Here is a 13183-nt window from a genome sequence, read left to right on the forward strand (position 1 = left end):
GGTCGCCTCGAAGGGTCACCACCCGGTTCGGGCGCGGATTCCCGGTGGCCAGTCCGAATTCACCGCGTCTCTCTACCTTGCCATCGGATCACCATGGTCCTTCGTTCCCGACGAGATGAGGATTGATGGCAGTAAGCAAGCGGGTCGGCCTGGGTGCCGCGGTGGCCGCGCTGATCCTGACGCTGCCGGGCGCGGCGTCCGCAGCCGAGCAGAGCACGCGGTACCGGGCCGAGTTGATCAAGTTCGCCATGTTGCCGGCGGCGACGTTCGTTCCCGGTAGTGAACCGTCCGGCTCGTCGCTGGGCACGGCCCCGATCAACGGCATCATCCCGCCGTTCGCCGACCAACCGATCCAGGGGTTCAGCGGCGTCCTTCGCAACACCGACGGCACCTTCGACGTGTTGTCCGACAACGGTTTCGGCAACAAGGCCAACAGCGCCGACTTCCTGCTGCGGGTCCAGCGGGTCGCGCCCGGCTTCGCCGGCGGCACCGTCGACGTGGTCGGCGGCATCAACCTGACCGACCCGTACGGCAACGTTCCGTTCGCTCTCACCCGCGCCGACCGCGTTCTCACCGGTGCCGATTTCGACGTCGAGTCGATCACTCGGACGGCCGACGGCACGTACTGGATCGGTGACGAGTTCGGTCCGTACCTGCTGCACTTCGACCGGGCGGGCCGCCTCCTACAGGCGCCGGTGCAACTGCCCGGCGTGTTCGCGCCGGAGAACCCGACCCGCGGTACGACCCCGGCCAACCTCTCCAGCAGCAAGGGCTTCGAGGGCATGGCGCAGTCACCGGACGGCGGCACGCTCTACCCGCTGCTTGAGGGGACCGTGGCGGGCGACCCGACGGGCACGCTCCGGCTCAACGAGTTCGACGTCCGGACCAACGCCTACACCGGTCGACACTGGACCTACGCGCTCGACGCCGCCGACCACGCGATCGGTGACGCGATCATGGTGGACCGTGACCGCTTCCTGATCATCGAACGGGACAACGGCCAGGGTGAGACGGCGAAGGTGAAACGGATCTACCTGGCCGACAAACGCGACCGGAACCGGGACGGGCGCCTCGACAAGACCCTTGTCGCCGACCTGATGAACATCGCCAACCCGCGACACGTCGGCGGGTTCGGCAGCACCTTCACGTTCCCCTTCCAGACCATCGAGGACGTGGTGATCCTCGACGACCGCACGATCGCCGTCCTCAACGACAACAACTTCCCGTCCTCCTCGGGCCGCACGGCCGGCCAGGCGGACAACAACGAGTTCATCGTGATCAAGCTGGACCGCGGCCTGGACGCCGACAAGCGCGTCCTGCGTCGCTACTGACCCGGATACTCCGGGGTGGGTGGCCTGTCCCGCCGCCCACCCCGTACCGGGACACCGGCCAGCGCATCCGCCCGAAGGGGCTCGGTCAGCACCACCGGCACCGCCGCACACCCGCCCCGAGCGGGGGTGAGAGCGGCGCAGGCGTACCGCCGGGTCAGGATCTTGCAGGCGGCGCCGAGGTCGCCGGTGGCCAGGACCACGGCGGCCGTCCGTGCGGCCCGGGTCACCTTTCCCGGGCGAGAGGCCTCACCCCACCGCAGGCGTCGATCGTGCGCGCGGCCGCGGCCTGGACCTGCGGGGACGGATCGGACAACGCCGCGGTGGCCGTGGCCAGCAACGTCGGCAGGATCTGCCGGCAACCGAGTACGGCCCGGACGTAGAGGGCGCCCTGTAGCCGCCCGTCCTCCCAGATCCCCTCCTCGCCGCCGTCGCGAAGCGCATCGGCCAGAGCGGCGTCCACGTCGAAGTCCGGCTCGGGCAGGTCCCTGTCCGTGCTGCTGCCCGCCTCGGCCACCGCGGCCAGGAAGGTGAGCAATTCGGCGCGCAGGCCGGGATCGGTCACCCGCGGGTCGGCGAGCAGCGCGGCCACGTCGAGCGCGGCAGGCGGGGTCGCGGTCCACGGCGTTCCCTGGTGGACGATCGCCGACCGTAGATGCGTGATCGCCCTCGCGCGGGCGGCCGGGTCGTCGCCGGCGAGCGCCGCCAGATGGCCGGGGGTGTCCGCGGCGAGGCCGTAGGCGTGCAGCAGAGCGGCGTACTCGGTCACGTCTGGAAAATACCCGCTCGGCACCGCACCCGGCAGCCGCGCACGCCGATGAGCGGAACTCTGGTCGGAGCCGCGATGTCGCCGTGCGCCCGGAGCACACACCTCAGCGGCGAGCGGGGCGAGGGTCAGTGACCCGCCCGCGATCCGGCGGGCCGGAGACGGCCGCGGGCCACCAACTCGACGGTGAGGACGACGGCGACAGCCTCCACGGCAAGGAGCCCGACGAGGACGACCAACTGCGTCACCCCCGCGACGAGAGGACTCCCGCCACCGAGCAGCACCCCGACGAAGGCGCCGGGCAGCGTCACCAGGCCCACCGTCCGGGTCTGGTCGAGCGCCGGGACCAACGCCTGCCCCGCTGCCGGACGGCACACCAGCAGCACAGCGTCGCGAGGTAGCAGGCCCAGGGCGAGGCCGGCCTGCACCTCACCATGCCGGCTGGTCAACTCGTCGAGCGCGCGACGACCCGCCAGCGACGTCGCGGTCATCGCCCCGCCGATCAGGATTCCCGCGACCGGGATGATCGCGATACCGCGCATCGGCACCAGGCCAGCCGACAGCAGCCCCGCCACCACCAGCATGCTGCCCGCGACGATCGGCGCGCCCGCCCACCATCCCCGGCTGCCGCCCGTGACGCGCCGGCCGGACGTGACCGTCGCCACCACGCACATCAGGACGACAAACGCGGCAGTGGCCCACAGCGACACCACGATGCCCACGATCAGCAGCGACACGGCTCCCAGTTGGATCGCAGCACGGACGGCGGCGACCACGACCTGCCGACCGTGACCCAGCTTTCCGAGGGTCACGACGGCCGCCGCCACAAGGGTCAGGACAACCAGCGCGACACCGAGCTTCGGGCCAACCACGAGCATCGTCGAGGACATGCGGATTACGAGTTCGCCGGACGGCGGGTGGCGGTGAGAACGTCGACGGTTTGCTGCGCCTCGGCCTGGTCGGTCTCGGTCGTCCATCCTTGCTGCCATGGCCCGCCCGGACCGGCCACGACGTGCAGCGGTTCGTCAAGGACGTCCAGTGCCCCGTCACTACTGAACGGACCGCTTCCGAAGGTGCCCACATCGCCCTCGCCTCGATAGACGGCAACCGTCGATCATCGGCGGTCGTGGCCCTGACCGGAGATCGTGCGGTGCCGCGGACCACAGCGTAAACCCCGACTGGCGGCGGCGTTCGTGACGAACCCACTGTCCGATCCGGAGAGGAAGACCATTCCGCTCGTACCCGTGCGAACACGCGCTCGGCCACGTCCTCGGTGCTCACGAACGGCGGTTGCCGTACAAGAGCCCGTCGGTCCGATCAAGGTCACTGCTGGCGGATTGGCGTCCGCGGCGGACTGAGTCATGATCTTCTGGTGGGTAGCGACGAGGAGCCGTTGGCGGGAACACCACGACCGAGGTGGTGCGTGTCGGCGAGACCGTTCGTCGTCCGGTTGGGCAGTGGACCGATTCGGTCGATGCGGCGCTGAGGCACCTGTGGGCGATGGGATTCACAGGGGCTCCTCGACCGTTGGGGCGCGACGGGCCGCATGTCGTTATGAACGAGTGGAAAGGTCATACACATGACTTCTCGAAGCGAGGGCTCGGCCGGGCCCGCTGACATCAACTTCTACTTCGATCCGATCTGCCCGTTCGCGTGGATGACAAGCAAGTGGATCAGGATCGTGCAGGCACAACGGGACTACACCGTCGACTGGCGGTTCATCTCGCTGCGCCTGATCAACTCGCACATCGACTACGACACCCACTTCCCGCCAGAGTACGAAGCCCAGCACACCGCGGGGCTGCGGCTGCTGCGGGTGGCCTCGGCGGTGCGTGAGAAGCACGGCCGCGAGGCAGTCGGCCCCCTGTACACCGCGTACGGCGCCCGCATCCTGGAGGTGGGCCCCGACGACGGCCGGGAGCCGGGCTGGCAGGGTGCTCCCGACCTCGCCACCGCCGCGCTCGTCGAGGCCGGCCTGCCGACCTCGCTTGTCGAGTTCCTCGACGACACGTCCCGTGACGCGGAGATCCAGGCGGAGTCGGACGAGGCGCTGGCGCTGACGGGTAAGGACGTCGGCACGCCGATCGTGCACTTCCAGCCGCCGGACGGCGCGGCGTTCTTCGGGCCGGTGATCAGCCGGCTGCCCGACGAGAAGCAAGCCGCACAGCTGTGGGACCACGTCGTCGGCCTCGCCCAGTTCCCCGGATTCGCCGAACTCAAGCGCAGCCTGCGCGAGCAGCCACAACTGCCGTCGTACGGAGTCACCGCGCAGGAGACGGGCAAGGTCGAGGACTGGCACGCCGGAAGCCGGCGTCTCAAGAAGTAGGCACCCGGTCGTTCCTCCTCCCGGCACCGGCCGGCGGCAAAACACACTGTGAATTTGCCGCCGGCTGCGTCCTGGTGGTGAGCGGCCGAGTGGGGCGACCTCGCTCGTGGCGTCCACGACGAGGTGGCGCGGCCGGCCAGGGCTGACTTTCGCAACAAAGCACTACTAGATGCACCACCGTTGCGTCAGGGCTGTAGCCGGCGGGTCAACCCGGGACAGGAAGTGCCCGATCGGGGAGCGGATTGGGCCCGACTTGACGATCATGGAGTTGTGGTGCCGACTTTGAGGGCTTTACGGGCGTTCTGGTACCCACCACAACTCCATGATCGGCGAGGCAGTGCTGGTTGACGAACAGCCGTTCCACCTCACGCAACGGCGTTGCTACTAGATGACGGGGATTTCCCCACCGTCGACCGTCAGGCTGATCCCGGTGACCCACTGGGCCCGGGCCGATGCGAGGTAGGCGACGGCCTCGGCGATGTCGCGTGGGTCTCCGGGACGCCCCATGGGGATGCTCGCTGTGGTGGCGGCGAGCGGAACGTTCATCGCGTCGGCGAAGTGTTGGCGGATCGCGTCGGCGCCCGGGGTGAGCACGTTGCCGGGGATGATCGTGTTGACGCGGATTCCGGCAGGCGCGAGCTCGGTGGCGAGGGCAAGTTTTTCGGACACACCGACGAAGGGATTCAGCGAGGAGGACGACCTGACCACCGCACGCCGGACTAGTGACCTCGGTCCTGGTGGAGGAAGCACGACAGCAGTTGCCTGAACTCGTGCGGGTGCTCGATCGCCGGCACGTGCCCGCATCGGCCGAACACGTGCAGACGGACATCGGCGAGGTGTTCGAGCAGGGGCTGCGCCGCCGTCCCGAGCGGGGTGACCCGGTCCTCGGCCCCGTGGACGAGCAGCACTGGCACGCGTACCGCCGCCAGCGTCTGCGCCGAGAGGGTGAGATCGTCGACCCATCGTGCCCTGGGTGGAGGAAACAACGACGCGAACGCGGCCTCCCCCGCTCGCATCGCGGCCGCACGGGCATCGACTGCCGAATCGGTCACGAGCGCCTGGTCGAGGACGAGGCGACTCAGCATGTCCCGTGCCCCGGGCCGGCCGGCGGGTGCGGCCCAGAGCGCGTCGAGATCGGCGGACAGCGGTGCCCCGGGGGCGCCCATCGTCGAGACCGCCACGACGCGGGTGACCCGCTCAGGACGTGCGGCCGCCAACGCCAGCGCCACGGCGCCGCCCATGGAGTGGCCCACCACCGCGTAGTGCTCGACACCGAGAGCGTCCATCAGGCCCGCGGCCTGCTCGGTCCACAGCCGCAGCCCGCCCCGGGCGCCCGCCGGGACGGGTGTGCGGCCGAACCCGGCCTGGTCAGGGGCCACCAGGTGCCAGGACGTGCCCAGCGCCTGCGCCGTCGTTGCCCAGGCTCCGGACCCGGTCGTGCCGGGTCCGGAGCCGTGCAGCATCAGTACCGCGGGGCCGGTGCCGCTCTCCAGAACGTGGACAGGGGAACCGTCGACTGCGACGGTCCGAAGTGTCGTCACCGGGGCAGGCCGGGTGCGCTCATGCCGATGCGGAGTTGACGGACTTCGAGAAGAGTTCCATCATCGCCCTGCCGAACTGCGGCATGTCGGGCCACCCCCGGCAGGAGACGAGGTTGCCGTCCACGACGTCGGGAGCGTCGATGACCGTCGCGCCCGCGTTCTCCATGTCACCGGTGATGGGCGGGAAGCACGCGGTCTTTCGACCCTTCAGCAGCCCGTACACCGCCGGCACCTGCGCGCCGTGGCAGACCAGCGCGACGGGGAGGTTGCGCGCGAAGAAGTGCTCGGTGATGCGCCTGACATCGGCGTCGACCCGGATCCACTCGGGGGCACGTCCACCGGGGATGATGAGGGCGTCATAGCGCTCGACGTCGACCTCGGCCCACGGCACGTCGACCGGCAGCTTGCGGCCGTCCTTCTCCACATAGGCGTCGGAGTTGGGGTCGAACTCGTGGATGACCAGTTGCACGTCACGCAACGTCCGTGACGAGACGTCAACGTCCCAGCCGCCCTCCTGCACGCGATAGTAGGGATACATGGTGTCGAGCTCCTCGGCGGCGTCGCCGGTCAGGAGCAGCGCTCTGGGCACCTGCTTCTCCTCGCGTCTGGGGACGGGACAGGGTGAGGTGGATCCAATCCGATCCGATCGATTGATAGCATTCCTCGGCCCAGCCCGCCCGTCAAGCCTCTGCCGCCATTCCGTCCGCGCGCTTGACCTCGTCGAACAATCGTCGGAAACGCTCGCCGGATCGCAGGATGTGCCGACGCATCGCATAGGCGGCGGCGTCGGGGTCGCGCGCGGCGATCGCGGCCACCACTTCCTCGTGCTCGGCCATGGCCAGGTGGGTGACCTGGATGTCGTGGTGCAGCCGGAAGAGGTGCACGTGGCTGTGCAGGCGAGCGAGCGCCTCGCGGATGACCTGGTTCTCCGCGCTCAGGGCGACGAGATCGTGGAATGCGGCGTCGCGTAGGCCGAAGGCGCCATAGGCGGTGGGCCCGCTGCCTCCCTCCAACTCCGCCATCTCCGCCAGCATTCGCCGCAGACCGCCCACCTGCTCCGCGGATGCGCGTTCGGCGGATCTCCGCGCCGCCGCCGGCTCGAGGAGCAGGCGGACCTCGAGCATGTCCTCGAATCGGTGACGGGTGATCTGGGGAGGAATGCGGTAACCGGCATGGGGCACGCGCACGACCAGGCCCTCGGCCTCCATCCGGTTCAGAGCGTCGCGGATCGGCGTCTGCGAGACCCCCAGCTCTCGCGCCAGGACGTCGATCGTGACACGGGAGCCCGGCTCGATCCTGAGCGACATCAGCTGTCCGAGCAGCGTGTCGTACACCTCGTCGGCAAGCCTGCCACCAGATCTTCCCTGCGGCGTTCCGCCCGCCACGGCCCTGCGGCCCCGCGCGCTCATCGCTTCCTCGTCCATCGTGACGTGAGGTCCTTTCTTGCGCCTTCGGGAACCTGTTGACATCAGTCACAACGCTGCGGGATGCTGACGCCCCCACGGGATCGTATAGGAAAAGTGCCGGACGCCCGCCATCCTGCACCATCGCGGAACCGCCCCGCCATCGCTCCACCTCGATCACCCGGCGCTCCCCCGCGACAGCCCGGCAACACGCCTGAACAACCCAGCACCTGCTCGGCGAAGCACATAGCGAGGCTCTAGAAGTCCCCACTCAGAAAGCAGGCGAGAAGATGAAGCGAATAGGACGAACATCAGTTCCCCGGCGAAGGGTGCAGTTGGCGACGGCGGCCCTGCTGCTGGTGGCCACGACCGTGACGGCCTGCGGCGACGGCAAGGACGACGGCACGAAGGCGAGCGCCCCCAAGGCACCGGCGGCGATCCCGGAGCTCACCAAGGACCCGCTGACCCTCAGCTTCATCTGGTTCGACTGGCCGCCCGCCCACGCGCTGGAGGACTTCGCGAACGCGGAGTACAAGAAGGAGCGGCCGAACGCGACCATCAAGGTCAACACCGTGCCGAACGCGAACTGGCACGACGCGATGTTCACCCAGTTCGCCGCGCACAAGACCGACTTCGACATCGCGATCCTGGACTCGCAGCACATCGGTGAGGCCGTGACGAACGGCAACATCCTCGACCTCACCGACTTCGTCAAGAAGAACATCGACGTCACTGCCTACAACCCGTACCTCCTGGCGGCCTACGGGCAGTACCCCCAGGCGGAGACCGGCAAGCGCGACGAGAACGCCAGCCTGTACGGACTGCCGCTGCTCGGCGACACCTGGACGATGATCTACCGCAAGGACCTGATCGGCGACAAGCCACCGCAGACGTGGGACCAGATGATCGCAGCCGCCGAGAAGTGCCAGGCGGAGAACCCCGGCGTCAGCGGGCTGGCCTTCCACCAGGCCAACGGCTCCGACGCCGCGGCCGTCACCTACAACACGGTCAACGGCGTCTACGGCGGCAACCTCTGGGACGCCAAGACGCGCAAGATCGAGGGCGTCCTCAACGACGCCGCGGGCCAGGAGGCGATGGACGTCCTGGTCAACAAGATGAAGCCGCTGACCGCCAAGGGCTCCGGCAACTGGTTCATCGACGAGGTGAACGCGGCGGTCGCCCAGGGCAAGGCATGCATCGCGTTCAACTGGATCGCCGCGAGCGGCGGCCTGCTCGATCCCAAGCAGTCGACGCTCGGCACCACGCGGCAGCAGATTCTCGACAAGCTGGGCTTTGCCACCCTGCCCAGCCAGAAGACGAACCTGGTCCCCCTCGGCGGCATGGGGATGCACGTGTCGGCCTACTCCGCCAAGGCGAACCAGGCCGAGGCCCTGAACTTCATGGAGTGGTTCGAGCGGGCTGACATCCAGAAGAAGTGGGCCGCGGCTGGTGGCGTGCCATCGCGTACGGACGCCCTGGAGTCGCCCGAGTTCCTCAACGCGGGCCCGTTCAACCAGGTGTACGCCGACTCGGTTCCGCGCATGCGGGACATGTGGAACGTGCCCGAGTACGCGCGTCTCGTCAACATCGAGAACACCAACGTGAACGCGGCGCTCAACGGTGCGAAGAAGCCGAAGGACGCGCTCGACGACATCGCCAAGGAGCAGCAGGGCGTCCTCGACTCCAGCAGCCGCAAGGGTGGCGGCGGACTGTGAGTGACTCCGTCCCTCTGACGACCGACCCCGGGCAGGTGGCGTCCGCGACGCCACCTGCACCGGGTCGGTCCCGGCGGCTGAGCGACCGCGGGCTCGCCGTCACCTTCATCTCCCCCGCGCTGCTGCTGTTGCTCGCCATGTCGGTGTTCCCGTTGCTGTGGGCGTTGTACCTGTCCTTCACCGACTACTCGGCCACCCGCGGCGGGCCCGCCAACTTCATCTGGTTCGGGAACTACACAGCCATCCTGACGTCGGCGCAGGTCCACCAGAGGGCCCTGACGACGTTGATCTACGTGATCGGCGCGGTCGGCCTACAGACCGTGCTCGGTTTCTCCATCGCCTACCTGATCTCCCGACGCACGCACGGGCGAGGGCTGCTGACCACCCTGTTCCTGGTGCCGATGATGCTGTCGCCGGTCGTGGTCGGGCTGTTCTGGCGATTCATGCTCGACGCGCAGTTCGGCGTGATCAACAGCATGCTCGGCTCCGTCGGCGTGGGGCAGGTGGAGTGGCTCACCCGGCAGCGAACGGCGCTGGTCTCCCTGATCGTGGTCGACACCTGGCAGTGGACGCCGTTCATCATGCTCATCGCACTCGCGGGCCTCACCGCGGTTCCCAAGTACCTGTACGAGGCCGCCTCGATCGACCGGGCGTCCGAGTGGTTCCGGTTCCGCACCATCACCCTTCCGCTGGTGTGGCCGCTGCTCCTCATCGCCGTGCTGTTCCGGGCCATCGAGGCGTTCCGGCTTTTCGACCTCGTCTACATCCTCACCAGCGGAGGCCCGGGTGTCTCCACCGAGACGTTGTCGTTCCACGTCTACAAGGTCGCGTTCCTGGGCTTCAACACCGGAACCGCCTCGGCGTACGGAATCCTCATGGTCCTCGTCGTCATCGTCCTCACGCAGCTCTACCTGCGCTATCTGAACAAGCTCAAGGAGGACTGATGGCCGTCTCCGTCGACGAGGCCGTCTCCACAGGTCCTGCCCCGGATCACAGGCCGCCCGCGCGTCGTCTCGGCAGCCGGGGCCGTTCCCTGGTGGAGGTCACGCTGCTGACCGTGCTGGCCGTCGTGATGCTCTTTCCGGTGCTGTGGATGATCGAGACGTCCATCAAGGAGAACCGGGACGTCTACGCCATCCCGGCCAAGTTCTTCGACTTCAAGGTCACGATGGAGCACTACAAGGACGTGTTCGTCGCCCCCGACGGCGGTCGCTCGGCCCTGTCCGTCGCGTTCCTCAACTCCGTCGTGGTCGCCGGGGTCTCCACGCTGCTGGCCACGGTGCTGGGGGTGCCGGCGGCCTGGGCCTACTCGCGCTTCGCCGTGAAGGCCAAGAAGGACCAACTGTTCTTCATCCTGTCCACCCGCTTCATGCCGCCCGTGGTGGTCGTGGTCCCGATCTTCCTCATGTACCGCCAGGTCGGGCTCATCGACAACAAGCTGGGCCTGATCCTCATCTACGCCGCGTTCAACGTCCCGTTCACGATCTGGATGATGAAGGGGTTCGTCGACGAGGTGCCCGCGGAGTACGAGGATGCCGCAATGCTCGACGGCTACACCCGATTGCAGGCGTTCTGGCGATATACCCTCCCCCTGCTCGTGCCCGGCATCGCCGCGACGGCGGTCTTCGCACTCATCTTCTCGTGGAACGAGTTCGTCTTCGCCATCTTCCTCACCTCCAGCGACAGCGTACGGACGGCACCACCGGCCATCGCCGGTCTCATCGGGGGCACCACAGTGGACTGGGGCCTGGTGGCCGCCGCCTCCGTGGTGTTCGCCCTGCCGGTGCTCGTCTTCGCCTACCTGGTGCGCAGGCACCTCATCGCCGGCGTGACGCTCGGGGCGGTGCGACGCTGATGGCGGGCATCGAGGTGACCGCGCTGCACAAGCGCTACCCGGACGGGACTGTCGCGGTCGAGCACGTGGACCTGTCCATCGGCGACGGCGAGCTGTTCGTGATGCTCGGCCCGTCGGGTTGCGGCAAGACGACCACACTGCGGGCCATCGCCGGCCTGGAGAGGCAGACCACTGGCGACATCCGCATCGGCAACACGCTCGTCAACGACCTGCCGCCCGCCGAGCGCGACATCGCCATGGTGTTCCAGTTCTACGCCCTATACCCCCATCTGCGAACCCGCGACAACCTCGCCTTCCCGCTGCGGGCCGAGGGCCTTCCGAAGGCCGAGGTGCACAGGCGGGTCGAGGAGGCCGCCCGGCTGATGCGGCTTGGTCCGCTCCTGGACCGGCGACCGCGCCAGCTGTCCGGCGGGGAGCAGCAGCGCGTCGCGCTGGCTCGCGCCCTGGTACGACGACCGCGCGCATTCCTCATGGACGAACCGCTCACCAATCTGGACGCCGAGTTGAGAGCGGACATGCGCACGGAGATCAAGCACCTACAGGGCGAACTCGGGGCGACGATGGTCTACGTCACCCACGACCAGGTCGAGGCGATGTCGCTCGGTCACCGGATCGCCATTCTCAACAAGGGCCGCGTCGAGCAGATCGGCACGCCGCTGGAGGTCTACGACCGTCCGGCGAGTCTCTTCTGCGCCGCGTTCATCGGCTCCCCGCCGATGAACCTCATCGAGGTGGAGGTGGCCGACGGGAAGCTGCGCAGTCAGGGCGGACTGGCCCTCACGCCACCGCCGGGTCTGTCGCGCGACCGTCGCCTGGTCGCGGGTGTCCGACCGGAGGCGCTGGAAGTCACCGAACCGGGGGCGGAGGGCTCGGTCCCGGCCCGCGTGGTCTCGGCGGAGTGGCTGGGCGACGAAATCATCTACGTGGTCGACCACAGCGGTCAGCGCGACGTACGGGTGCGGATGCCGCCGACTGTCCGTTTCGCCGCTGACGCGAAGGTCGGGCTACGGCACACCGGTGGGACCCCGGCGGTCTACGACGTGAGCACGGAAGAGCTGGTGGCCTGATGGGAACCGTTGCAGTGCAAGGGCTGTGCAAGTCCTTCGGTAAGGTCCAGGCCCTGGACGGGGTGACGCTGGACGTACCGGACGGGTCGTTCTTCGTCGTGCTCGGGCCCTCCGGGGCAGGAAAGACGACGACCCTGCGGGCGATCGCCGGCCTGGAGAAACTTGACGCCGGGTCGGTGCATCTGGACGGCAGGGACGCGACCGCTGACGCCCCTGCCGCACGCGACCTGGCCATGGTCTTCCAGAGCTACGCCCTCTACCCGCGGCACACCGTGTACGAGAACATCGCCTCGCCGCTGCGGGCCCGCCGCCGATCGTCGAGTGAGATCGCCGCCGCCGTCGAGCAGATGTCGAACCTGCTGCACATCGAACGCCTGCTGCAACGTCGTCCCGCGCAGTTGTCGGGCGGTGAGATGCAGCGTGTCGCCCTGGCCCGGGCGCTGGTCCGTCGCCCGCGCGCGTTCCTCATGGACGAGCCGCTGACGAACCTCGACCTCAAGCTCCGTGTCGAGATGCGCACCGAGCTCACCCGCATCCACCGCAGCCTCGGAGCGACATTCGTCTACGTGACGAACGACCAGGTCGAGGCCCTGTCCATGGCCGACCAGGTCGCGGTCCTCAAGGAGGGGACGGTGCAGCAGGTCGGGACGCCGACCGAGGTGTACGAACGTCCCGCCAACAAGTGGGTGGCCGGATTCGTCGGAAGCCCGCCGATCAGCCTGCTCGCCTGCCGCGCCGAGGGAGATCGTCTGGTCGGTGCGCAGGGTTGGACACTGCCGCGGCCCCGCTGGACCACGGCCGAGGACGGTCGTGCCCTTCTGCTGGGCGTGCGCGCGGAGGACCTGTCCGTCGAGCAGCGTGGGGACGCGTCGTTGTCGGGGGAACTCTACGGGCTCGAGCCGCTCGGTGACCGAACGGTGGTCGATGTCCTCGTGGGGACGGAGATCCTCAAGGTCAAGGCACGACCCACAGTCACCGGTTCGCCAGGCGAACGGCTGCACGTCACCATCGACCTGGACCGTGCGCACCTGTTCGACGCGGGCACCGGGCTGTCGCTGTCCGAGGTCGGGCGCTAGGGCCTGGCGGCGACGGCGACATGCGCCCGCAGGTGACACCGGCCGGCACCGGTGCGCACGGCCTGTCGACACGGAGACGGCCGTGCTCCGACAGGGCGATCGGTGG

At 68.6% G+C, this 13183-nt stretch carries 14 protein-coding genes; 7 read left to right on the forward strand and 7 right to left on the reverse strand.

What is annotated here, in order from left to right:
• The first annotated feature begins 125 nt into the window (after positions 1-125).
• Complete coding sequence (locus AB0A95_RS15785) at positions 126-1331, forward strand: esterase-like activity of phytase family protein (RefSeq protein ID WP_357556439.1); 1206 nt, start codon at positions 126-128, stop codon at positions 1329-1331.
• On the opposite strand, the gene AB0A95_RS15790 is transcribed toward AB0A95_RS15785, so the two are convergent.
• The 3 genes from AB0A95_RS15790 to AB0A95_RS15800 all read right to left on the reverse strand — a co-directional run bounded on the left by AB0A95_RS15790 (position 1325) and on the right by AB0A95_RS15800 (position 2984).
• The gene (locus AB0A95_RS15790) at positions 1325-1558 is read right to left on the reverse strand and encodes a hypothetical protein (protein WP_357556440.1); all 234 of its coding nucleotides are present in this window, start codon (positions 1556-1558) and stop codon (positions 1325-1327) included. The two genes, AB0A95_RS15785 and AB0A95_RS15790, sit on opposite strands and share 7 nt — an antisense overlap.
• Complete coding sequence (locus tag AB0A95_RS15795) at positions 1555-2097, reverse strand: hypothetical protein (protein ID WP_357556441.1); 543 nt, start codon at positions 2095-2097, stop codon at positions 1555-1557. The genes AB0A95_RS15790 and AB0A95_RS15795 overlap by 4 nt, the downstream gene beginning before the upstream one ends.
• 125 nt (positions 2098-2222) lie before the next feature.
• Entirely contained in the window at positions 2223-2984 is a 762-nt protein-coding gene (locus tag AB0A95_RS15800; protein WP_357556442.1) for an ABC transporter permease, read from the reverse strand.
• 689 nt (positions 2985-3673) lie between these two features.
• Between AB0A95_RS15800 and AB0A95_RS15805 the strand changes: the two genes are divergently transcribed.
• Positions 3674-4420: a hypothetical protein gene (locus AB0A95_RS15805; protein WP_357556443.1), complete on the forward strand. Its 747-nt coding sequence runs from the start codon at positions 3674-3676 to the stop codon at positions 4418-4420.
• 384 nt (positions 4421-4804) lie between these two features.
• Here AB0A95_RS15805 and AB0A95_RS15810 read toward each other — a convergent pair whose 3' ends face one another.
• From AB0A95_RS15810 to AB0A95_RS15825, 4 genes are all read right to left on the reverse strand, one after another.
• Positions 4805-5089, reverse strand: coding sequence for an SDR family oxidoreductase (locus AB0A95_RS15810; protein WP_357556444.1), 285 nt, complete (start codon positions 5087-5089; stop codon positions 4805-4807).
• 50 nt (positions 5090-5139) lie between these two features.
• Positions 5140-5961, reverse strand: coding sequence for an alpha/beta hydrolase (locus AB0A95_RS15815; protein ID WP_357556445.1), 822 nt, complete (start codon positions 5959-5961; stop codon positions 5140-5142).
• Between the two features lie 19 nt (positions 5962-5980).
• A complete protein-coding gene (locus AB0A95_RS15820; RefSeq protein ID WP_357556446.1) occupies positions 5981-6550 on the reverse strand; it encodes a DJ-1/PfpI family protein in 570 nt (189 codons plus the stop codon).
• A gap of 91 nt (positions 6551-6641) precedes the next feature.
• Positions 6642-7385 carry a GntR family transcriptional regulator gene (locus tag AB0A95_RS15825; protein WP_357556447.1) on the reverse strand — a complete coding sequence of 248 codons (744 nt, stop codon included), beginning with the start codon at positions 7383-7385 and terminating at the stop codon, positions 6642-6644.
• Between the two features lie 308 nt (positions 7386-7693).
• Between AB0A95_RS15825 and AB0A95_RS15830 the strand changes: the two genes are divergently transcribed.
• Genes AB0A95_RS15830 through AB0A95_RS15850 form a run of 5 tightly spaced genes read left to right on the forward strand, consistent with a single transcriptional unit; the run spans position 7694 to position 13077 of the window.
• A complete protein-coding gene (locus AB0A95_RS15830) occupies positions 7694-9079 on the forward strand; it encodes an extracellular solute-binding protein (protein ID WP_357556448.1) in 1386 nt (461 codons plus the stop codon).
• A complete protein-coding gene (locus AB0A95_RS15835; RefSeq protein WP_357556449.1) occupies positions 9076-10023 on the forward strand; it encodes a sugar ABC transporter permease in 948 nt (315 codons plus the stop codon). Before AB0A95_RS15830 ends, AB0A95_RS15835 begins: the two co-directional genes overlap by 4 nt.
• Positions 10023-10934: a carbohydrate ABC transporter permease gene (locus AB0A95_RS15840; RefSeq protein WP_357556450.1), complete on the forward strand. Its 912-nt coding sequence runs from the start codon at positions 10023-10025 to the stop codon at positions 10932-10934. The genes AB0A95_RS15835 and AB0A95_RS15840 overlap by 1 nt, the downstream gene beginning before the upstream one ends.
• The gene (locus tag AB0A95_RS15845) at positions 10934-12001 is read left to right on the forward strand and encodes an ATP-binding cassette domain-containing protein (protein ID WP_357556451.1); all 1068 of its coding nucleotides are present in this window, start codon (positions 10934-10936) and stop codon (positions 11999-12001) included. The genes AB0A95_RS15840 and AB0A95_RS15845 overlap by 1 nt, the downstream gene beginning before the upstream one ends.
• The gene (locus tag AB0A95_RS15850) at positions 12001-13077 is read left to right on the forward strand and encodes an ABC transporter ATP-binding protein (RefSeq protein WP_357556452.1); all 1077 of its coding nucleotides are present in this window, start codon (positions 12001-12003) and stop codon (positions 13075-13077) included. The genes AB0A95_RS15845 and AB0A95_RS15850 overlap by 1 nt, the downstream gene beginning before the upstream one ends.
• Positions 13078-13183: the final 106 nt, after the last annotated feature.

This window comes from Micromonospora sp. NPDC049230 (assembly GCF_040647875.1).
Lineage (GTDB): Bacteria > Actinomycetota > Actinomycetes > Mycobacteriales > Micromonosporaceae > Micromonospora.